At 45.9% G+C, this 20001-nt stretch carries 20 protein-coding genes and 1 pseudogene; 5 read left to right on the forward strand and 16 right to left on the reverse strand.

Features of this window, described 5'->3' with window-relative positions; all coding sequences use genetic code 11:
* Genes AC4MRV_RS07665 through gspC form a run of 11 tightly spaced genes read right to left on the reverse strand, consistent with a single transcriptional unit; the run spans nucleotide 1 to nucleotide 10469 of the window.
* Nucleotides 1-492, reverse strand: coding sequence for a type II secretion system protein M (locus AC4MRV_RS07665; protein ID WP_491186834.1), 492 nt, complete (start codon nucleotides 490-492; stop codon nucleotides 1-3).
* Nucleotides 493-501: 9 nt separating this feature from the next.
* A complete protein-coding gene (gene gspL, locus AC4MRV_RS07670; RefSeq protein ID WP_491186835.1) occupies nucleotides 502-1713 on the reverse strand; it encodes a type II secretion system protein GspL in 1212 nt (403 codons plus the stop codon).
* Nucleotides 1679-2698, reverse strand: a complete 1020-nt coding sequence (gene gspK / locus AC4MRV_RS07675) for a type II secretion system minor pseudopilin GspK (protein ID WP_491186836.1) — start codon at nucleotides 2696-2698, stop codon at nucleotides 1679-1681. The genes gspL and gspK overlap by 35 nt, the downstream gene beginning before the upstream one ends.
* A complete protein-coding gene (gene gspJ, locus AC4MRV_RS07680; RefSeq protein ID WP_491186837.1) occupies nucleotides 2685-3341 on the reverse strand; it encodes a type II secretion system minor pseudopilin GspJ in 657 nt (218 codons plus the stop codon). The genes gspK and gspJ overlap by 14 nt, the downstream gene beginning before the upstream one ends.
* On the reverse strand, nucleotides 3328-3684 hold the full coding sequence (gene gspI / locus AC4MRV_RS07685; protein ID WP_491186838.1) for a type II secretion system minor pseudopilin GspI: 357 nt from the start codon (nucleotides 3682-3684) through the stop codon (nucleotides 3328-3330). Before gspI ends, gspJ begins: the two co-directional genes overlap by 14 nt.
* Nucleotides 3668-4255, reverse strand: coding sequence for a type II secretion system minor pseudopilin GspH (gene gspH / locus AC4MRV_RS07690; protein WP_491186839.1), 588 nt, complete (start codon nucleotides 4253-4255; stop codon nucleotides 3668-3670). Before gspH ends, gspI begins: the two co-directional genes overlap by 17 nt.
* Before the next feature lie 45 nt (nucleotides 4256-4300).
* Nucleotides 4301-4744, reverse strand: coding sequence for a type II secretion system major pseudopilin GspG (gspG, locus tag AC4MRV_RS07695; protein ID WP_491186840.1), 444 nt, complete (start codon nucleotides 4742-4744; stop codon nucleotides 4301-4303).
* Between the two features lie 45 nt (nucleotides 4745-4789).
* A complete protein-coding gene (gspF, locus tag AC4MRV_RS07700; protein ID WP_491186841.1) occupies nucleotides 4790-6013 on the reverse strand; it encodes a type II secretion system inner membrane protein GspF in 1224 nt (407 codons plus the stop codon).
* Nucleotides 6013-7503: a type II secretion system ATPase GspE gene (gene gspE, locus AC4MRV_RS07705; RefSeq protein ID WP_491186842.1), complete on the reverse strand. Its 1491-nt coding sequence runs from the start codon at nucleotides 7501-7503 to the stop codon at nucleotides 6013-6015. The genes gspF and gspE overlap by 1 nt, the downstream gene beginning before the upstream one ends.
* Nucleotides 7503-9536, reverse strand: a complete 2034-nt coding sequence (gene gspD / locus AC4MRV_RS07710; RefSeq protein ID WP_491186843.1) for a type II secretion system secretin GspD — start codon at nucleotides 9534-9536, stop codon at nucleotides 7503-7505. Before gspD ends, gspE begins: the two co-directional genes overlap by 1 nt.
* A gap of 39 nt (nucleotides 9537-9575) precedes the next feature.
* Nucleotides 9576-10469: a type II secretion system protein GspC gene (gene gspC / locus AC4MRV_RS07715; protein ID WP_491186844.1), complete on the reverse strand. Its 894-nt coding sequence runs from the start codon at nucleotides 10467-10469 to the stop codon at nucleotides 9576-9578.
* A gap of 223 nt (nucleotides 10470-10692) precedes the next feature.
* Here gspC and hslR point away from each other — a divergent pair, with 223 nt between their 5' ends.
* The 4 genes from hslR to AC4MRV_RS07735 all read left to right on the forward strand — a co-directional run bounded on the left by hslR (nucleotide 10693) and on the right by AC4MRV_RS07735 (nucleotide 16022).
* Nucleotides 10693-11079: a ribosome-associated heat shock protein Hsp15 gene (hslR, locus tag AC4MRV_RS07720; RefSeq protein WP_491186845.1), complete on the forward strand. Its 387-nt coding sequence runs from the start codon at nucleotides 10693-10695 to the stop codon at nucleotides 11077-11079.
* A gap of 26 nt (nucleotides 11080-11105) precedes the next feature.
* On the forward strand, nucleotides 11106-11981 hold the full coding sequence (hslO, locus tag AC4MRV_RS07725) for an Hsp33 family molecular chaperone HslO (protein WP_491186846.1): 876 nt from the start codon (nucleotides 11106-11108) through the stop codon (nucleotides 11979-11981).
* Between the two features lie 337 nt (nucleotides 11982-12318).
* A complete protein-coding gene (gene pckA, locus AC4MRV_RS07730; protein WP_491186847.1) occupies nucleotides 12319-13950 on the forward strand; it encodes a phosphoenolpyruvate carboxykinase (ATP) in 1632 nt (543 codons plus the stop codon).
* Nucleotides 13951-14060: 110 nt separating this feature from the next.
* Nucleotides 14061-16022 carry an AsmA family protein gene (locus tag AC4MRV_RS07735; RefSeq protein ID WP_491186848.1) on the forward strand — a complete coding sequence of 654 codons (1962 nt, stop codon included), beginning with the start codon at nucleotides 14061-14063 and terminating at the stop codon, nucleotides 16020-16022.
* On the opposite strand, the gene AC4MRV_RS07740 is transcribed toward AC4MRV_RS07735, so the two are convergent.
* The 3 genes from AC4MRV_RS07740 to AC4MRV_RS07750 form a co-directional block, all read right to left on the reverse strand.
* Nucleotides 15977-16915: a bifunctional GNAT family N-acetyltransferase/hotdog fold thioesterase gene (locus tag AC4MRV_RS07740; RefSeq protein ID WP_491186849.1), complete on the reverse strand. Its 939-nt coding sequence runs from the start codon at nucleotides 16913-16915 to the stop codon at nucleotides 15977-15979. The genes AC4MRV_RS07735 and AC4MRV_RS07740 overlap by 46 nt on opposite strands.
* A 67-nt stretch (nucleotides 16916-16982) precedes the next feature.
* The gene (dtd, locus tag AC4MRV_RS07745) at nucleotides 16983-17417 is read right to left on the reverse strand and encodes a D-aminoacyl-tRNA deacylase (protein WP_491186850.1); all 435 of its coding nucleotides are present in this window, start codon (nucleotides 17415-17417) and stop codon (nucleotides 16983-16985) included.
* Nucleotides 17392-18336: a virulence factor BrkB family protein gene (locus AC4MRV_RS07750; RefSeq protein ID WP_491186851.1), complete on the reverse strand. Its 945-nt coding sequence runs from the start codon at nucleotides 18334-18336 to the stop codon at nucleotides 17392-17394. The genes dtd and AC4MRV_RS07750 overlap by 26 nt, the downstream gene beginning before the upstream one ends.
* Before the next feature lie 35 nt (nucleotides 18337-18371).
* Between AC4MRV_RS07750 and AC4MRV_RS07755 the strand changes: the two genes are divergently transcribed.
* Nucleotides 18372-19013 (forward strand): DUF2959 domain-containing protein, encoded by a 642-nt coding sequence (locus tag AC4MRV_RS07755; protein WP_491186852.1) that lies wholly within the window; start codon nucleotides 18372-18374, stop codon nucleotides 19011-19013.
* 32 nt (nucleotides 19014-19045) lie between these two features.
* Here the strand turns inward: AC4MRV_RS07755 and AC4MRV_RS07760 are convergent, their stop codons facing one another.
* Both AC4MRV_RS07760 and AC4MRV_RS07765 read right to left on the reverse strand, forming a co-directional pair.
* Nucleotides 19046-19588 (reverse strand): AAA family ATPase, encoded by a 543-nt coding sequence (locus AC4MRV_RS07760; protein WP_491186853.1) that lies wholly within the window; start codon nucleotides 19586-19588, stop codon nucleotides 19046-19048.
* A gap of 75 nt (nucleotides 19589-19663) precedes the next feature.
* Nucleotides 19664-20001: pseudogene (locus AC4MRV_RS07765) on the reverse strand (translational GTPase TypA); the annotation flags it as partial.

Below are 20001 nucleotides of genomic sequence, written 5' to 3' on the forward strand. Positions count from 1 at the left end.
TTACCCCTTAGTCAGCTGCAAGCGCTTCACTTCAATTAAGCCTTCACGGTCGCCTTTATCGATATCCAGAAAGCTGACCAAAATGCCATGGTTTTCCTGCAGTGCCGTGATCCACTCAACGAACTGATTAAACGGCATAGGCGCAATCCATACTTGCAATTGCTCACCACGAGGTTGTACACGTACTAGCTCAACTTTATAGCGGCGAGCAGATGACGACACCGCCTGATTTAGAGGTTGCCCAGAAACCACCTGACCCGTTTGACTACGTAGCTGACTAATAGAATCAGCCTTGTCTTTTACCCACGACAGTAACTGCTTTTCACTCTGAATACGCATTTGCGCTGCCGCAGCACGTTCAGATACGGGCTGGACAATGCCCCAATATAAGCCACCCAATACAATAAACGCCGAGCAGATAATCACTAAACGCTGCTCACGTGGGGTAATTTTGCTCCACCAACTTTGGAGCGGGACTAATAATGCGTTCATATTCGCTCCTTACAATGGCTTTAACACAAAAGAGCCGTTTACTAGTGAGCCAGAGCGATTCAACTGCCCCTGCTCTACCTGATACTTGCCTGCAAACAGTTCGCGTGCTTTCTCAAATGTTTGGAAGTCCTTACTTTGCGCTTGAATACGAACTTCACCACGAGCGCTATCAAACTTAAAGCTGGTAAGATTTAATTCCGGTACTTGCTTTAACAATGATGGGAAACCTGCCATCCAATCTAGTATCGACTCATCAACGCTACCACCGGATAGCCTCTTCTCCTCACGCTCCATTTCACGCTTAAGATAACTGACAGTAGGAATTTTGTTTTTACCCGGCAAAGACTGACGGAAAATACGTTCACTTTCTGCACGGTAGACTGCGGCTTGCGCTTCATAACGCTGGATTTGCAGTATGTAATCAACCATCACCACCGCCAGTAGGAACACAGCTGCAACCGCGACCTTCTGCCACACTTTCCAGTAACGTGAAAGTGAAGATTTTGCTTTAAAGTCACCAGTCAATAAGTTGATCTTGCTCGTTACTGACTCTTCCGCCAACATTTGCATGACCAACTTAGGCTCACCGTTTTGCCATACCTGCTCTTGTGCAAGCTCAAGTGCAGGCAACGGAGAATACGCCGTAAGTGGAAGGAATTCATCATCCTGTTTCACCCAGTCAGACTGAGCGACCATGGCTAACCATTCCGCATTAATCGCTAGGCCTTGATGCGCTGATTTCTTTAACAACCAACTGTTACCTAACTCGACTGCACTGATCCCTTCAGTGCTAGGTAATGCCAAGACATCAGGCAATACTTTTTGCACTTGGCAGCCCAACTCGGCCAACGAGTGTAAAACCTGCTTAAGCCAGCTTTTCTCAACCGCACAAATCTGTGCGTATCCGGCCTGTTTATTCATGATAGTAAAATGAAGTTGATCGACTTCTTGAGCCAACTCATCTTCCAATATAAACGGTAGCATTGTCTCAAATTGACGGCTTGCTCCCGCTGGGATTTCGACATCGGTCAGCACCATACTCGCCGCTGATAAGAGCAAGATTGTGCGGCGATTTTCGACATAATCAGTCAGTTCAGAGATATGCTCCCAATTCGCCAACTCTCCACTGGCGATCACTTCCTTTTGCTGCTCAGACCAAACCAACCATTGAATGGCTGCCTTAGCATTATTGCTCAGTCGAACGATCAGAAACTCGTTCACCGATACCTCCAAAGCGACGGCTAATTACCGTGGCAGTTTCTCGATTATTACTAAATAGCAGGCTGCGAATCCTTACTCGCGAATCACCAACTAATATCTCTGCATCCATTTCAAAATACTTACTATCTACAGATAGATAGCCTTTGATGGGCTTTAGTGTTTCTTGTTTGATACTGGAAAATGCGCCTTCTTTCAAAAAGTCATCAACGCTACTCCAGCCGTCAAATGGTCGATCTTCTAATACCTGTTTCGCCTGATCGACACTAATATTTGGTTGGAACAAAGCACTCAATAATTCTGCTTGCTCAGGACGAATGGTATTTACATTCAACCTAAATTCGGTGGTTGGGATGGCACACACATAAGGCGCTAACTTAGTCATCACCTCTCCTGACACCTGATTGATCGCACGTAGCTCTGAGCTGTCAGCCAAATAACCATTGGCCGTCAAATACGCAGGAGCCATTGACTCATAATAGTTATCTTCAACACCCGAAACAGAACTCACAGATGTGTTGCGATCAACAAACTCCCATACCGACTGAGCAACGGTCTCCGCTTGGTAGTTTTCAATTTCTAGCTGCTCCATGAGGTTTTGCAAACTTTCAACCAAATAAGGCACCTTGTCTGAACCAGAGTCTTGCTTGACATCCACCAGAGCATTGAGATTAAAGCACGCTTGTTTGTCCACTAGATGGCCTTGCAACGTACCATAGTCTAGAGGGTACGTTTGTTCCTCAATTGCCCAAGGTTGTGACAAATTAATGGTATCCGCGTCTTTATAGCTTTGCTCGATACCGACTTTAGCTAACGCTTCAACCCCGATACTGTACCAATAGGCTTGTTGATAATTGATCTGGTTGGTTGCTCGTTTAAATTGACCAAATAGCCGATCTGCCATACTTGCCGCAATACTTACCATCACCGCTAACAACAACAGAATAACAATCAGGGCAACCCCTCGTTGAGGCTTAGCTCGACTCATCGTCAGCCTCCCCAGACGTCAACTCTGCGCCATTGGTCAAATATATCCGTTCAATACGGCCGTAGTCTTTCAGCTCTATTGTAATCGCAACCGCTTTCGGTAAAGCGTTTTTCTTTTCCCAATTGTTGTTCCAGTTTTGGCCATCGAAAAAACGCAGATCAAAGCTTTCAACTTTATCAATCAGCGGCATGATGATAGGAACCTGCCCTGCTGGGGTGTCTGGATAACGCCACCACACTCGCTCAAGCATATCGTCCTTTAGGCGATAGCCTACTTTGGTCACTTCACCACGAGGAAACTGCTGTTGAGGATTGTGCCACCCACTGCGTGCAAACATGACACCTTTCGTATCTGAATCGAGCAGGTAATCTTGCCACTGAATCAACAATGTTGACGGCTGTTCACCTTGAGTACGTGTCTGTCTTGGTGCCATCTGACGAAAATCGTTATTCATAAACACCAAAGCACGTTGCAAAGTTTTTAGTCGCTCACTCCGTTCTTGTGAGAGCTCATTGCTACGCTGTACTTGATTGAGCACCTGATAGGCACCCACACTCAGACTGGCAAAGATAGCAATCGCCACTAATACCTCTATCAGGGTAAAGCCTTGCTGGCGACGAGGGGAGCGCTTACTTGGCCACATAACTTCGCACCGTTACAACAGGTGAACCACCTTTCGTTGCCGCCACTTTGACATCAAATGCTTGCAGCAGATCGCCAGTAGTCGATACTGGTTCGATTGTCCAAAACCATTCGCGTCCAGCGAGCTCTTCACTGCCTTGTTTTTTGGTCGGCTTACGTCCAGACAAGATCACTTTCGCCATTTGATTATCCACGACCATAGAAGCAAATGTTTTTTCCTCTAGGTAGCTCAAGGTATTGATATGCTGGCTCACTGAACGAATCGTCGCCATTGCCGCCGTAGCAAATATCGCTAATGCCACCAGCACCTCGAGTAGGGTAAAGCCCTTATTCGCTCTCTTCATCGCTCTCTCCTGGGGCTAGAACAATGATCTGGCCATTTTCTTTTGCTACTACTCGCCAAGCGTCGCGTTCAACACTGCGATCTTGAGGATAAATAGCAATAGAAAATGGTGTGACCTCTCCGCTCGACATTATGAAGACTTGCGGTGGAAGTAACTTCTTCTCTTCTTCAAACTCGGCAAACATCTCTTCATCAAACAAACTGCCTGGCTTAAACAGGCGATCTTCATCTTTCCAACTGTTCCCTCCCAACTCCAGCAGCATAGCCAGCGAATCAGGCAATTCTGCTTGTTCAGGGATTTGATCGTCTTCTAACTTCTGCCACCCTTCCGAGTCCAGAGTCATCAACAAGTAGCTTGATCGCTTTTCATCGAGGCGCACACCATAATCTCGGCCACTCAAGATCGCCTCTTCATTAAGAAGTTGTAAACGATGATAAAGGGACAAAGCCTGAGTTTTTGCTTCATCAGAGCTTTTTTGCGGTAATGTTGAGATGACAGCAACCGATGCTACCGAAAGCAGCACTAGTACTAACAAAATCTCGATGAGGGTAAACCCTTTACGGCTGCGCATGAAGATAGGGAGCAGAGAACACCGCCCCCTTTACTTGACTAGAGCTTACTGGAAGTCTTGGATGTTCCAGTTACCAATATCCGCATTGGCACCTTCACCACCTTCTTGACCATCAGCACCCAGAGTAAAGATATCCACTGAGCCTTTATCACCAGGACTTAGGTATTGGTATTCGTTACCCCAAGGGTCAGTTGGTAGACGTTTAATATAGCCACCGTCACGGTAGTTGCGTGGCTCAGGGCTAGATGGCTTAGTCACGAGCGCATCCAAGCCTTGGTCAGTGTTTGGATAAACGCTGTTATCAAGTTTGTACATATCGAGTGCGTTTTCTAGCGCTACGATATCGGTAATCGCTTTTTGTTGATCGGCTTTTTCTTTGTTACCCAGCAAGTTAGGCACAACAAAGCTTGCCAAAATACCTAAGATAACCACAACAACCATGACTTCTAGTAAAGTAAAGCCAGATTGTTTCTTAGTTCTATTTTTCATTATTTTCTCCAAACTAAAATCTGAGGAACACGAATGCCCTCTACGTTATCCACTCATTAAGTTGTTCATTTCGAGAATTGGCATCAATGTCGCCATTACAATGAACAAAACTAACCCTGCCATCAAAGCAATCAAGGCAGGGGTGAAGATTCCTAAAGCAATATTAATGGTCGATTCGAAGTTCGCATCTTGGTTATCAGCCGCACGTGTCAGCATGCCTTCTAACTCACCACTTTGTTCACCACTGGCGATCATATGCAGCATCATTGGCGGAAACAGCTTGGTCTGATCAAGCGCTTTACGTAAACTTGCCCCTTCACGAACATTGTCTCGCGCCAACATAACCTGCTGTTTTACAAAATGGTTAGACATTACGTCCACCGCCACTTTCATCCCGTCTAGAATCGGGATAGCACTGGAAGTACAAATCGACAATGTACGAGCAAACCGAGACGTATTCAGACCACGAGAGATTTTACCAATCAAAGGTAAACGAACCACACGTCGGTCCCAGTTGAGTCGAACATTTGGCGAGCGTAGCATCATCTTGATCGCATAGACCAACACAATGATGGCAAGCAGAAGTTGTAATCCCCAGTGTTGAATAAAATCACTGGAAGCCAGCAAAAACTGAGTAGATTGAGGCAGCTCTTGCCCCATTTGGACAAATTGCCCAACAATCTTAGGTACAACCGCCGCAAGCAGAAACGCGACGATACCAACGGCGAATACAACCAAGACAACCGGATAGATCATCGCTTGTTGTAACTTAGAACGCAGCTTTTGACGGTTTTCCGCATAATCTGCCAGCCTCTCAAGCACCCCATCAAGATGACCTGACTTTTCACCCGCTTGAACCATAGAACGAAACAGTTCGTCAAAGATATGCGGGTAATCGGCGAGGCTATCGGCCAAGGTATAACCTTCTACGACTTTTGAACGCACCGCCAACAGCATAGTACGGATACGCGGTTTTTCTGATTGCTCAGAGACCGCCTTTAGACACTCTTCCAAAGGCATGCCAGACTGAACCAGAGTCGCGAGCTGGCGAGTAATTAAGGCAAGATCCGGAGTACTAATTCCACGCTTAAAACTCAAGCTTGGTTGTTCACTTTGCTTTTTCGCTTTTTGTCGCGTTTCATTAACCTCGACTGGCACCAACCCCTGCTCTTTTAGGCGTGCACGAACTTGGCGAGCATTGTCGCCTTCTATCACACCTTTCTGGGTTTTGCCTTTGGCATTAAGGGCCTTGTACTCAAACGCTGCCATTAACCTTCCTTAGTCACTCGCATTACTTCTTCAAGAGAGGTAATTCCATTGCGTACTTTGGTTAAACCGTCTTCACGAATACTCGGGACGTCATTACGGATCGCTTTCTCAATCGCTTGTTCACCCGCTTCGCTGTGAATGAGCTCTTGAACCTGCTCATTGACCACCAGCAGCTCATGGATACCCGTTCGACCACGATAACCCTTATAGCTGCACTTCTCACACCCTTGAGCGCGATGAAGAGTTAAAGGTTCACTTTTCTCTACTCCAAACAGCTTCTTAGTTTCGGCATCGGCTTCGTAAGGCTGCTTACAGTCGTGACATAACGTACGCACTAAGCGCTGAGCAAGGACCCCAAGTAAGGATGATGAAATTAGGAATGGTTCGATACCCATATCACGTAGACGAGTGATGGCACCGACAGCGGTGTTGGTGTGGAGCGTCGACATCACTAAGTGACCAGTCAATGACGCTTGAACAGCAATTTGCGCGGTTTCTAAGTCACGAATCTCACCTACCATCACCACGTCCGGGTCTTGACGCAAAATGGCACGCAAACCGCGAGCAAAGGTCATATCAACTTTTGGGTTCACCTGTGTCTGGCCGATTCCGTCGATGTCGAATTCGATAGGATCTTCAACCGTCAGGATGTTGCGCTCGTTGCTGTTCAGCTCTTGCAAGCCTGCATACAAGGTGGTTGATTTACCCGAGCCCGTCGGACCTGTCACCAAAATAATGCCGTGAGGCCGCGCAATCATGGTTCGGAAATGATCATGATTGTATTTGGTCATGCCTAAACTATGCAGATCAAGTCGCGTCGCATTCTTGTCTAAAAGACGCATTACTACCCGCTCACCATGGGAAGAGGGCATGGTTGAAACACGCACATCAACCGCTCGACCACCGATACGCAACGAAATACGACCATCTTGTGGCACGCGCTTTTCTGCAATATCCAGTTTCGCCATGACTTTTACACGCGAAACCAAGAGTGGCGCGAGCTTGCGACTTGGCGACAACACATCACGCAATACGCCATCAATACGGAATCGGATAGATAGGCTCTTTTCAAACGTTTCGATATGGATATCAGACGCGCCTTCTTTGATTGCTTCGCCCAGCATGGCATTGATCAGTTTGATGATCGGAGCATCATCTTCCGATTCAAGCAAATCCTCATCTTGAGGGAGATCTTCTGCCAACGAAAAGAAGTCGTCGTTATCGGCACCAATGTCTTCCATTAACTGGCGAGCTTCAGAAGAATCGCGTTGATAAGCTTGAGTCAGCTTTTGTTCAAACGCTTCTTTAGTTAACTCTTCTAACGTGATGTTTTGCCCTGCGACACGTTGTACTTCCAATAGAGCAGGAACAGATAACGGGGCAATATAGTAGAGAACCACCCCATGCTCGCTCGGCTCTAACACCATCTTAAAACGGTTAGCAAAGCTGAAAGGTAAACGACGAATGGCAGGTACTGCTTCCATAGTCATTAGTTGGTATCCATTTGCTCAAGAAACGCCTGAATCTCAGCTGGGTGACGAATATCCTCACCAAACTTTGGCAACACAGGAATATGGCCATCATCCATCAGCTTCAAACCTTGATCAGCTTTGTACAGTTGCTCAGCACGAATGAAGTTGTACTTACGTTGAGTAATCCCATCAGCCGTCATACCATCACGAATGATGGTTGGCTTGATGAACACCATCAGATTTTTCTTCTCAACCTGAGTACTGGTTGATTTGAATAAATGACCCAAGACAGGAATGTCGCCTAGAAGAGGCACTTTCGATTCACTTTCTAGTGCACGCTCATCAATCAAACCACCCAGCACGATCATTTGACCATCTTCAACAATGACTGATGTATTGAGCTGGCGCTTAGCAAAACGCACATCAACCGCGCCGTTAGCACCCAGTACGTTTGATACTTCCTGTTCAATGTTCAGTTGCACCGAATTACCTTCGTTGATCTGCGGCACGACTTTAAGCTTGATACCCACTTCTTTACGATCGACCGTTTGGAATGGGTTGTCGTTGTTAGATCCGGCTGTCGAACCTGTAATAACTGGCACTTCTTCACCAACAATGAATGATGCTTCACCGTTATCCATAACAGTAATACTTGGCGAAGAAAGGATGTTAGAGTTGGAGTCCGTCGATACTGCGCTGATTAATGCAGTCCAATCGCCCATTACTAAGCTCACAGCAGCACCGTTTACACCGGCGAGAGCAGCAGCCAAGGTAGAATAGTCACCTTTTTCTGTTGTGGTTTCATTACGTAAGAAGTCACCATCAGAATTGTATACGGCTTTCGTTGTTTCAGTATCCTTCGCTTCTTCCAGGCCTACCATCACACCGCCAATCGATGCACCAGTGTTGCCATATTGGATCATCGCGCCAGTTTCTAGGTTGCCCCACTGAACGCCAAGGTTAATGCCATCACCTTCTGCCATTTCAACAATCAGCGCTTCAATCAGTACTTGCGCACGACGAATATCAAGCTGCGCAATCACGTCTTGCAGAGCATTCATGATATCTGGCGGCGCAGTCACAACTAGCGCATTGGTATCTGGGTGGGCAGCGATCATCACTTCGCCACGTTTAGCACTTGAACCTTTTTTGCTGCCCGCCGATTTTTCAGCTTGCAAGTTATCCGAAACGCCTTTCAATACCTCAACGAGCTCTTCTGCTTTTGCATATTTCAGGTAAACCACACGGTTATTACCTTTTGACGCCATTTCGACATCCAGTTGCTTAATGAGTTTGCGTAGACGCTGACGAACCTGAGGATCGCCAGAAATGAGAATCGAGTTTGTGCGATCGTCCGCAACCAGTTTTGGTTGCAAGAATGCTGGGGTATTTTTGCTATCTGTGGTTTTATTTAACGCTTCAACAATACGCACCATCTCAGCGGCAGACGCATTATCTAGCTCAACCACTTCAATTTCTTTATCACCCGCTTGGTCAACGCGTTTGATGATATCAGCAAGGCGGTTTACTACCGCTGCGCGACCCGTAATCAAAATGATATTGGCTGGGTCATAGTGAACCACGTTACCCGCACCCGCATTATCATTCAGCTGACGTAACAAAGGAGAGAGTTCACGCACAGATACATTTCGCACCGCAACAACACGTGTTACAACCGCATCACCTTGAATAGAACCATCGCCGACGACAGGAATCGCAGAAGTTTTCGCGTCTTTCGACTTAACAACTTTCACCACGCCATTTTCCATCTCAACCACAGCGTAGCCGTAGACCTCAAGCACATTGAGAAAGAAGCTGTAATATTGTTCTTCCGTAAGCATGTCATAGCTACGAACGTCGACTTTGCCACGTACCGAAGGATCAACAATGATGGTCTTATCTAAGTTACGACCAACAATATTGATAAACTCTTGAATATCTGTGCCTTTAAAGCTAGCGCTGAACGTATTTTCGTTCGCCGTTACTAGGCTAGGCGCGGTAAGTAAGCTTCCTGCTAAAAGCCATGCGCTTTTCTTAAGCCAATGGTTCACTTGTTACTCCTCATGGCGATGGTTAAGGCCACCGCTATCTTATAATTCAATGTATATCTCGTATGGTTGGCCATCGCGCTCAACCGTCAGAGTTAACTCAGTCATATCAGAAATGCTTTGGAAGATTTGTCCCATTGCCGCTGAGTCTTTTAAATCCAATCCATTAATTTGTGTTGCGACATCACCCGGTTTCAAACCTACAGAGTCAAACAGCGCTTTGTCTTTACCTGGCGTCAAGCGATAACCCAGAACCTCACCGTCTCGTTTAACCTGAGACATTCGAACGTATTGGAAAACCTGCTTGGCATCTTTACGAATTTCCTGGCGAATCTGTTCGAGTTTGCCTTTAGGTATCTGAACTTTTTGTTCGACTGGCGCTGGTGCTTGAGCAGGTTGCTGTGGTTTGCTGTATTTCAGCCCTTCCAGCATGACGGTTTCATTACGGCCGGCGTTATCAATAATCACGCGATCTGTCTGAACTTGGTAAAGCTTAGCGCGGGTGCCTTCGATGACTTCCCCAATACCATAGGTTGCCTGTTTACCTCTATTGGCGATAACCGCTAAGCTCTTGTCAGGATTTGTACTGGTCACGACACCCACCAATACCACATTCAAACGGCTTTTCGGAGCATCTTCTACTTTTGGTTGTGTAACAACTTGACGCTGCTCCTGATATTCACCAAATAAGTGACTATTCTGCAGCTCAGAGAGGTTGATTGATTGAGAGGCTTGCGGTTTTCCAGACGCGATCAAACTCGGCTGCCATTTCGTCACATTATCTGTCACTAAAGGCTGCCAAATGAGTTGGCCCAAGATCCAAGCGCTCAACGCAAGTAACAACGCCATAACCGTAAAGCTGATGCGTTGCTGCACTTGAACTTCTTTTACTGACTCGCCCAACTTATAAAGTGCGCTTACACCTTGTTGCTTCACTGAATATCCTTCTCGTTTGCGCGGAGTTAAATCGTGCCCATAAATCAAAAGGGTAGCCAATCATTGTACCAAAATATGAAACAAGCAAAACCGTTTACTCTGACGGTATGGCGTAGCAAAAGACATTTTTGCTACTCTCGCTTGAAAAATGGGCGGCATGTCACCATTGTTACTTCAGCATAATGGCATCCATATTCACCATCTTTAGAGGTCACTATTCCCAATGGGTTCCCAAACAGAAGCAGTAAGACTCGATAAATGGCTTTGGGCAGCACGTTTTTACAAGACGCGCTCTATTGCTCGAAATATGGTCGATGGCGGCAAAGTTCACTATAATGGTCAACGCAGCAAGCCGAGTAAGGCCGTTGAGCTCGGTGCAGTAATTACCCTTCGTCAAGGTCACGAAGAGAAAACCGTTGTAATAGAAAAGATTTCTGATCAACGTCGTGGCGCACCAGAAGCTCAAACCCTATATAGCGAAACGGCTGAAAGCGTGAACAAGCGTGAACAAAACGCCATGGAGCGAAAACTTCATGCCCATAACCCAAGCCCTGATCGTCGCCCAGACAAGAAGCAACGTCGCGACATCATCAAGTTTAAACATCAATAAGTACCATACGTACGAGGAAAAACTCCATGTCAAACAACGTATTAAACCGCTACCTTTTTGAAGATCTATCTGTACGTGGTGAGTTGGTACAATTGGATGAAGCATACCAACGTATTATTTCTAGCAAGGAATACCCGGCTGCGCTGCAAAAGCTGCTTGGTGAGCTACTCGTATCAACTACCCTTCTTACGGCAACATTAAAGTTTGAAGGTTCAATTACAATGCAGCTTCAAGGTGATGGCCCTGTTTCACTCGCCGTTATCAATGGCGACCACGATCAAAAGATTCGTGGTGTCGCGCGCTGGGAAGGTGACATCGCTGATGATGCCTCCATTCATGACATGATGGGTAAAGGTTACCTAGTGATCACCATCGAGCCAAAGAAAGGCGAGCGTTACCAAGGTATTGTTGCATTAGAGGGCGACAACCTAGCTGAAATTCTAGAAGGCTACTTCGCAAACTCTGAGCAGCTTAAAACTCGCATCTGGATTCGCACAGGTGAACAAGAAGGTAAGGCACACGCAGCTGGCATGCTTATTCAAGTAATGCCTGACGGTACTGGCTCTCCAGAAGACTTCGAGCACTTAGAGCAACTGACAGATACAGTTAAAGATGAAGAGCTGTTCACACTAGAAGCAAATGAACTGCTATACCGCTTATACAATCAAGAAAAAGTGCGCCTATTCGACCCTCAACCAGTCAAATTCCACTGCGGTTGTTCACGCGAACGCAGCGGCGCTGCCATCGTGACTATCGAACGAGCAGAAGTGAACGACATTTTAGTCGAGCTTGGTTCAATTTCTTTACATTGTGATTACTGCGGCACAACATACTCTTTTGATGAAGCAGAGGTCTCTGAACTGTTCCTTGAAGCAAATTCAGGCAATAAAACCCTGCATTAATTTTCATAGCTTATCAAGCACGTAATTTTCCTATCAAAAGGCCAGCATCACGCTGGCCTTTTTGTGATCAAAGCCCCGCAATTACTAGCCTTATCTGTAATAAAGCAACTGGTTAATTTTAAGCAATTAATAATTATTTTGCCCTAGCGCAAAGCTTTGCGCACACGATAAACTAACCCAGCCAATATGTGATGAGTCGCTTAAAACCCCACAGAAATCATGGATATTTTTTGAGCTATATCCCTGTTTTCTAGCAAGCCCATTGCTAGCATGGTGAGCAGATAAAAATTAAAAAAATATTACAAAATCCCTACAAATATTCCGATAAGGAGCACCTATGACCGTTATGGAACATACAAAGGCTGCAACAATTGATCTTACTAAACATGGGCTGCATAACGTAAAAGAGGTTGTTCGCAACCCAAGCTACGAAATGTTGTTCGAAGAAGAGACTCGCGCTGATCTGGAAGGTTACGAAAAAGGCGTAGTAACCGAGCTAGGTGCTGTTGCTGTTGATACTGGTATTTTTACTGGTCGCTCACCAAAAGATAAGTACATCGTTAACGACGCAACCACGCAAGAGCATATGTGGTGGACGTCTGACGCGGTAAAAAATGATAACAAGCCGATCGATCAAGCTGTATGGAACGATCTCAAGGAGCTCGTTACTGGCCAATTATCAGGTAAGCGTGTATTTGTCATTGATGGCTACTGCGGTGCTAACCCAGACACTCGTTTGAGCATCCGAGTGATCACTGAGGTGGCATGGCAAGCGCACTTCGTGAAAAACATGTTCATCCGCCCTTCTGAGGAAGAGCTAGCAACGTTCGAACCTGACTTCGTGGTGATGAACGGTGCTAAATGCACTAACCAAAAGTGGGAAGAGCATGGTTTGAACTCTGAGAACTTCACTGTTTTCAACCTTACTGAGCGTATGCAGTTGATTGGCGGCACTTGGTACGGCGGCGAGATGAAGAAAGGCATGTTCGCAATGATGAACTACTTCCTTCCTCTTAAAGACATCGCTTCGATGCACTGTAGTGCAAACAAGTGTAAAGAGAACGGTGATGTAGCGATTTTCTTTGGTCTTTCTGGTACAGGTAAAACCACGCTATCTACCGATCCTAAACGCGAACTAATCGGTGATGATGAACACGGATGGGATGACGACGGTGTCTTCAACTTCGAAGGCGGCTGTTACGCAAAAACCATCAAGCTGTCTAAAGAGGCTGAGCCTGACATCTATAATGCAATTCGCCGTGATGCACTGTTAGAGAACGTGACGGTACGCAGTGATGGCTCTATCGACTTCGATGATGGCTCAAAAACAGAGAACACGCGTGTTTCTTACCCTATCGAGCACATTGAAAACATCGTTAAACCTGTGTCTAAAGCGGGTCACGCGAATAAAGTTATCTTCCTATCAGCAGATGCGTTTGGTGTTCTTCCACCAGTATCTAAGCTGACTCCGGAGCAGACTAAGTACCACTTCCTATCTGGCTTCACTGCTAAGCTAGCAGGTACTGAGCGTGGTATTACAGAGCCAACACCAACCTTCTCAGCATGTTTTGGCGCAGCATTCTTGACACTACACCCGACTAAATACGCGGAAGTATTAGTTAAGCGTATGGAAGCGGCCGGCGCTGAAGCGTACCTAGTGAACACAGGTTGGAATGGCAGCGGTAAACGTATCTCAATCCAAGATACGCGCGGTATTATCGATGCGATCCTAGACGGGTCAATCGAACAAGCGGAGACTAAACACATCCCGATCTTCAACCTTGAAGTACCAACAGCGCTGCATGATGTAGATCCTAACATCTTAGATCCTCGTGATACCTACACAGATCCTCTGCAGTGGGAAAGCAAAGCGAAAGATCTCGCTAGTCGTTTTATCAACAACTTTGACAAGTACACGGATAACGATGAAGGTAAATCATTAGTTGCAGCTGGTCCTCAGCTAGATTAGTGATATCGACATCAAATCATAATCTAAGCCCCTCTTTCGAGGGGCTTTTTGTTGCCTGATGGTCAAAAATGTTTCAAGCTAACAGCACTCAAGTGAGGGAATACGTTGCTGTGAAGAAAACACTGATACTGACCACAATCATCCTTGTAAGCCTAATATGTCTTTCGTTGCTGTCGCTATTCGCTATTATGCAAACACGCCATGCACCAAAAGCGGTGAGCTATCTGTTCGGGCAACTGACCCCCTATCAAATCAACGCTCAGCACGCTAAGTACACAGCACCTTTTCAGCTCACACTCGAAGATGTGGTTGTCGCCCGTCAAGAGCAAGAATTCAAAATTCCCAAACTCACACTATGGCTAAGCCCATCATTTTGGCAAGAAGGAAAACTTGCTCTCGATTCCCTGCTTATTGAAGGGGCAACGCTCGATCTCAATCAAAGTGATGCTTCAGTATTTGACTCTGTTTATCTTCACCAATTGGCTTTTAAACATGTCGACATATCCGCCAATAACTGGTCCGCTAGAGAAGTTAGCTTACAGGTAGAGCAACCTAGATGGCTCAGTAAGAATCAAACACTGCCTTACGGCGATATTCAATTCTCAGCAAAGCAGCTTTATGTTCGTGGGGAAGCGTTAAATGATGTGTTGGTTGACGCTCAGTATCAAGCGCAAGATAGCACCATCTATGGCGCTTCATTTAAATGGCATGGTGCCGAAGTCTCAGGTCAAGCGGAGCAATTTGCACAAGGTTGGTCACTTATCAATGTCACTATTTTTAACCTCAACCTAGATAGTACCGCTCCCGCCAACCAGCTTGTAAGCACATTGCGCTCTCTCGATTTTCCGGTTTATCACATTAACAGCTTGGACATTCTTCGCAGCCAGGTTAACTATCAAGGCTGGAACTTTGAACAGCTAGATGCTTCCTTAGAGAACCTATATTTTAACCGTTCTTTATGGCAACAAGAGCAAGGCTATTTTTCTTTTGACGCCGAGCGTCTCGCTTACCAAGAGTTGGAGTTTATTAGCCCGACCGCACAACTTGGGTTTACAAAAAATGGCGTAAACATCGACCTTTTTAATGCCGATTTCAAAGAAGGCTGGGTTCAGGTAAAAGGCGAGCTTTCCCCTTCCAACGTCGCACTCGACGAAGTACGACTTTCCAACGTTAAGTGGTTAGAAGGGCTCACTCAAGTCGGCAATGATATTGCCATGATGAGTGCATCATTGCAGTCACTGACTATCGATGAACTTGAAGTGAGAAACAGTCAGTTTATTCAAGTAGAACATCGCCCATACTGGCAGTTATCTGGCTTGAGTATAGAAGGGAAAAATCTTGAACTTATTAATCAAAAACAGCTTGGGTTACTTAACGGCGAGTTAGAGATCAGTGCCAATAACGGTAGTTTTGATAATTTGCTTTCTACTCAACTCGTGGTCGAAATGCAAGCCGAGCAAGGTAAGCTAAATCTAAATCGGGCTTTCCTACCTCTACAAACCGGATATATCGAAGCCAACGGTCAATGGGATCGTAGCACCATCAGCGCACCATGGAAGCTTGTTGTTCATGCAGACGGAGTTCCTACCGACTTACCTCTGCTTGAGGCTCAGTTACCTTTTAGCCTCCAAGGTATGGCGGAAATTGAGCTTGAGCTATCTGGTTTATCTGGTGACTACGCCATGTTTGCGCATAGTCTATCAGGCAAGGCACAACTCCAATTGCATCAAACCACACTAAGCGCCAAAAGTGCAGATGGTGAAACAAGCTTTGTACAACGCTGGCCATTAGAACAAATTACCATTAACGCTGACCGAGGTAGATTGGAAATTGGCTCAAAGAGTGAGCGGGCAGAGCTGACTGGCAGCATTGATATGATCAAACCTGAATTTGCTACTTTACTCTTTAACAGTCAGAGTTCATGCCAAAGATTGTGGTCAGATATATTCAGTTTAACCAATGTCATTGAGCAAATTTGCTCAACTCAGAAGGTAACGCCACCAGCCATAACTGATGGCGAAAATAATCAAGAGGCAGCGGGCTCAGAGTCGTCAGACAAAACCGCTTTGTAGTTAGGCAAGAGCATGTAGGTACCAATAAACTCCACCGCTGCATCATCGCCACTATAAATCGTCACGTGAATGACAATACGCGCTTTACGGCCTGATGCTAATCGATCTAAATCTCCACTGATCCCATCAAGAGATGTCGATGCGACTGGGTTCTGTGTCACTGGATGACGATAGCGGATCTGGCTATCTGCCAGCACGATATCTCCGGTAAGATTGCGTTCTTTCATCAACAACCATGTCATACCCCATCCAGTTAAGGTAGCCAGCGTGAAGGCTGAGCCAGCGAACATAGTATTGTGCGGATTTAGGTTGGGGTTTAACTGGGCGCTACACTCAAATTGATAACCAGTATATTGGTTAATCTTGATGCCCATTTTGTCACTGATGGGGATTTGATGCTCCCAACGCTCTTGCAACTCCGTACACCACTCAGGCTTTCTAAGCACATTCGCCATTGGGTCGAGCTGCTTTACCATTTGCTGGTGTCGAACAGGGCCACGTTCATCGGTTAACTCTCCGCGGCGCTCAAATCCATTCTTCTCATAAAAAGAGATCGCGTCTTCACGTGCATTACACACTAAACGTTTGGCCCCTTCTTGACGAGCTAGAGATTCCAAAGCGACCAATACAAGTGAACCCATACCCTTGCTGCGACGCGTTCCTTTTACCGCCATATAACGAATTTGACCTTCGCTATCCGGTGTAATGTACAAGCGTCCTATCGCCATAGGTCGACCACGCCCATCCACAATCATGCGATGATGGCTCATCGGGTCATATTCATCCCGCTCTGAACCCAGAGGCATGCGCCATGGCTCCCTCAACATCTGCCAACGAAAGTGATAGTACTTGTTTAGTTGGTTGTCCGTTTTCGGCGTAATCAGCTTAAACATAAAAATCCTTTTTAATGAAAGAGTCCAAGCTCTTCCCTTCTAGCCTATGTATATAATTATAGTGCGACTAAACTTGTAGCCAGAATGTCACCGGACCATCATTGACCAGTGATACTTTCATATCTGCCGCGAACTGACCTCGTTCCGTTGGCAAGACTTCCGCACAACGGTCTGCAAAATACTCATACAAGCGCTCAGCATCTGCTGGATGTGCACCACGTGAAAAACCTGCACGTGTGCCTTTTTTAGTATCAGCAGGCAAGGTGAATTGCGACACAACCAATACTTTACCCTCAACTTGTTTCACATTGAGGTTCATTTTGTCTTCATCATCACCAAACACGCGATAAGTCGTCACTCGTTCCATTAAGCGCTTAGCTTTTGCCTCATCATCATCTTTTTCAACGCCTAACAGTACAAGTAGACCTTTTTCGATCTCACCGACAACTTCACCATCGACACGAACTGCGGCTTCACTAACTCTCTGGATCAGTGCTATCACTGGAACTTCCTTTATTCGACTTCGTTTCTATTAACTTTTCAGAAGAGTGTACCATTTCTTTAGGCTCACTCCAGTGCTCTCTTTCGCCAAGCGCCGCAGTGACCTCTGCACCTACAAGTACAATTAACCAACACAAGTAAACCCACACAAATAAGATAGGAATGGCGGCTAACGCTCCGTAAATTAATTGATAAGAAGGGAACTGTGTGATGTAAGCAGCAAACCCCTTCTTACTCGCTTCAAACAAAATCGCCGCAACAATCGCTCCGATCAGAGCGTGTGAGATTTTCACCTTTTTATTTGGAACCAGCAGATAGAGGCCGACAAAAGCAAACAATGACAACAGGAAAGGAAGCCAGCGTAATAGCAAGTTATACACACCAGAAACCGCTTCACTTTCGAGTATTTTTAACGAAGTAACGTAGGAAGTGGCAGCGATGCTCGCGCCTACCAAAATTGGACCTAGCGTCAACACCATCCAGTACATAGAAAAAGAAAATACTGCGCGGCGCTTTTGCTTGACTCGCCAAATGTAGTTGAGGTTTTTATCTATGTTGGAAATCAGCATCAAGGCAGCAACAAACAAGAACGCACCACCTACAGCACTCATCTTGCCGGTGTTGGAAACAAATTCAAGTAAGGCACCTTTGACCGCATCACCCGCAGCAGGAACAAAATGAGTAATAACGAAATCTTGAATGGCATCGCCCGCATTTTCAAAGATGGCGAACGAAGACAATACCGAGAGTAAGACTGTCAGCATCGGCACGATAGACAGCAAAGTAATGTACGCCAAATAGCCAGCATTTACATTCACTCGGTCATGTCCCATACGAGTGAGTAGATAACGCCCAAAAATCAGACTTTGCTTAACGATTTGCTCAAATTTCAACTTGTAACTCCTAACCGACTCGGTCATCCTAACATCATAATTCTAAAGGAAAGGACACAATCATGCCGTATTTACTGGCTTTGGTATTATCCATTTTCACACTGACAGGCTGTCAGTCTGCATACTATTCAGCAATGGAACAAGTAGGCTACCATAAACGAGACATTATGGTTGATCGAGTTGAAGAAGCGAAAGAGTCACAACAGGACGCACAGCAAGAATTTACCAGTGCACTTGAGGCCCTTTCTGCATTGACCAACTTTGATGGCGGAGAACTCGAAAGCGTCTATAACCAAATCAATGATAAATACCAAGACAGCGAAAAAGCAGCAGAAGATGTGCGTTCTCGCATTGCGGCTATTGAAGATGTGTCTGACGCTTTGTTTGCCGAGTGGCAAGATGAACTAGAGTTGTATACTAGTTCAAAGCTACGTCGTTCTAGTGAGCAGAAGCTGCGCGAAACGAAATCGTCTTACACCACGATGCTAAAAGCGATGAAACGTGCAGAACAAAAGATGACACCCGTACTGAATACCCTACGTGACAATACGCTTTATTTGAAACACAACCTCAATGCGAGCGCTATTGGTTCGCTGCAAGGTGAATTTTCTAGCCTAGAACAAGACATTCAATACGCCATCAAGCAAATGAATGCCGCAATTGCAGAGTCAGATAAGTTCCTGCAAAAACTAAGTCAGAAATAAACCGACCACAACCTCCTCTTGATGAGGAGGTTTTATTTTGTTGCCTCTTCAAATAAACCAATCACCCGACAAACAAACGCCACTCGTTCAGCTACGCTTCCCCATGGCACCTCAATTACTTCATAACCCAGTTCAACATAGGTATCGACTAAGGTTTGATGGATTTGTAGCGCTTCTTCAAAGCTATGTGGACGCACTTCATCCTGCACATAAATAGAAGCTTCAGGTCGACAAGTGAGGACTTTACTTTGATACCCTGCACTCTCAGTCAAGAAGGCTTGTTCAACACGACAACCGCCGACCTGTAGATATGCCACGATGTCTGGAATCGCTCGATCAACGAAAGCAACCTGATGATTCAGCGCTTCTCGCTTTTGCTTCGCCATTAACTCAAGGCATAAGTTGGCAAACTCAGGTAGGTTCGTCCAAGGCAAAATACCGTTGTCCAACTGGCTTTGCTGCTCAATCAAGGTGCGAGAGCCCTCTGCAAATGTGGCGTAGCCCAACTCGCCAAGTGCATTCAACAAGGTGGTTTTGCCCGCACCAGGGCCACCTGTAATCACGATTGGCTTCATAGTGTTATTCCTTCAGATACAGAAAGCCCCGAGCATAACTCGGGGCTTGTTCTTAATCGAATCCGTTACAGCAGATTATTTTGCTGAACGTGAAGCACGTTTACGATCGCTTTCCGTTAGGAATTTCTTACGGATACGGATGCTTTCAGGTGTTACTTCTACTAGTTCGTCATCATCGATGAACTCTAGTGCTTGCTCAAGAGTCATCTTGATTGGCGGAGTAAGAACCTGTGCATCATCAGTACCTGATGCACGAACGTTAGTTAGCTGCTTACCTTTCAGTACGTTTACTGTTAGGTCGTTGTCACGGCTGTGGATACCAACAACCATGCCTTCGTAAACTTCAACACCGTGGCCAATGAACATGCGACCACGCTCTTGTAGGTTGAATAGTGCGTTAGTTAGCGCTTTAC

This window comes from Vibrio sp. (genome assembly GCF_984391705.1).

Excerpts from the sequence above, each read along its gene's own strand:
- hslR (WP_491186845.1), top strand. The coding sequence starts at position 10,693 with ATGGGTTCCCAAACAGAAGCAGTAAGACTCGATAAATGGCTTTGGGCA.
- gspJ (WP_491186837.1), bottom strand. The coding sequence starts at position 3,341 with ATGTGGCCAAGTAAGCGCTCCCCTCGTCGCCAGCAAGGCTTTACCCTG.
- gspH (WP_491186839.1), bottom strand. The coding sequence starts at position 4,255 with ATGCGCAGCCGTAAAGGGTTTACCCTCATCGAGATTTTGTTAGTACTA.
- AC4MRV_RS07665 (WP_491186834.1), bottom strand. The coding sequence starts at position 492 with ATGAACGCATTATTAGTCCCGCTCCAAAGTTGGTGGAGCAAAATTACC.
- AC4MRV_RS07740 (WP_491186849.1), bottom strand. The coding sequence starts at position 16,915 with ATGTTTAAGCTGATTACGCCGAAAACGGACAACCAACTAAACAAGTAC.
- gspI (WP_491186838.1), bottom strand. The coding sequence starts at position 3,684 with ATGAAGAGAGCGAATAAGGGCTTTACCCTACTCGAGGTGCTGGTGGCA.
- gspG (WP_491186840.1), bottom strand. The coding sequence starts at position 4,744 with ATGAAAAATAGAACTAAGAAACAATCTGGCTTTACTTTACTAGAAGTC.
- hslO (WP_491186846.1), top strand. The coding sequence starts at position 11,106 with ATGTCAAACAACGTATTAAACCGCTACCTTTTTGAAGATCTATCTGTA.
- AC4MRV_RS07760 (WP_491186853.1), bottom strand. The coding sequence starts at position 19,588 with ATGAAGCCAATCGTGATTACAGGTGGCCCTGGTGCGGGCAAAACCACC.
- gspK (WP_491186836.1), bottom strand. The coding sequence starts at position 2,698 with ATGAGTCGAGCTAAGCCTCAACGAGGGGTTGCCCTGATTGTTATTCTG.
- gspF (WP_491186841.1), bottom strand. The coding sequence starts at position 6,013 with ATGGCAGCGTTTGAGTACAAGGCCCTTAATGCCAAAGGCAAAACCCAG.
- gspE (WP_491186842.1), bottom strand. The coding sequence starts at position 7,503 with ATGACTATGGAAGCAGTACCTGCCATTCGTCGTTTACCTTTCAGCTTT.
- pckA (WP_491186847.1), top strand. The coding sequence starts at position 12,319 with ATGACCGTTATGGAACATACAAAGGCTGCAACAATTGATCTTACTAAA.
- AC4MRV_RS07750 (WP_491186851.1), bottom strand. The coding sequence starts at position 18,336 with ATGACCGAGTCGGTTAGGAGTTACAAGTTGAAATTTGAGCAAATCGTT.
- AC4MRV_RS07755 (WP_491186852.1), top strand. The coding sequence starts at position 18,372 with ATGCCGTATTTACTGGCTTTGGTATTATCCATTTTCACACTGACAGGC.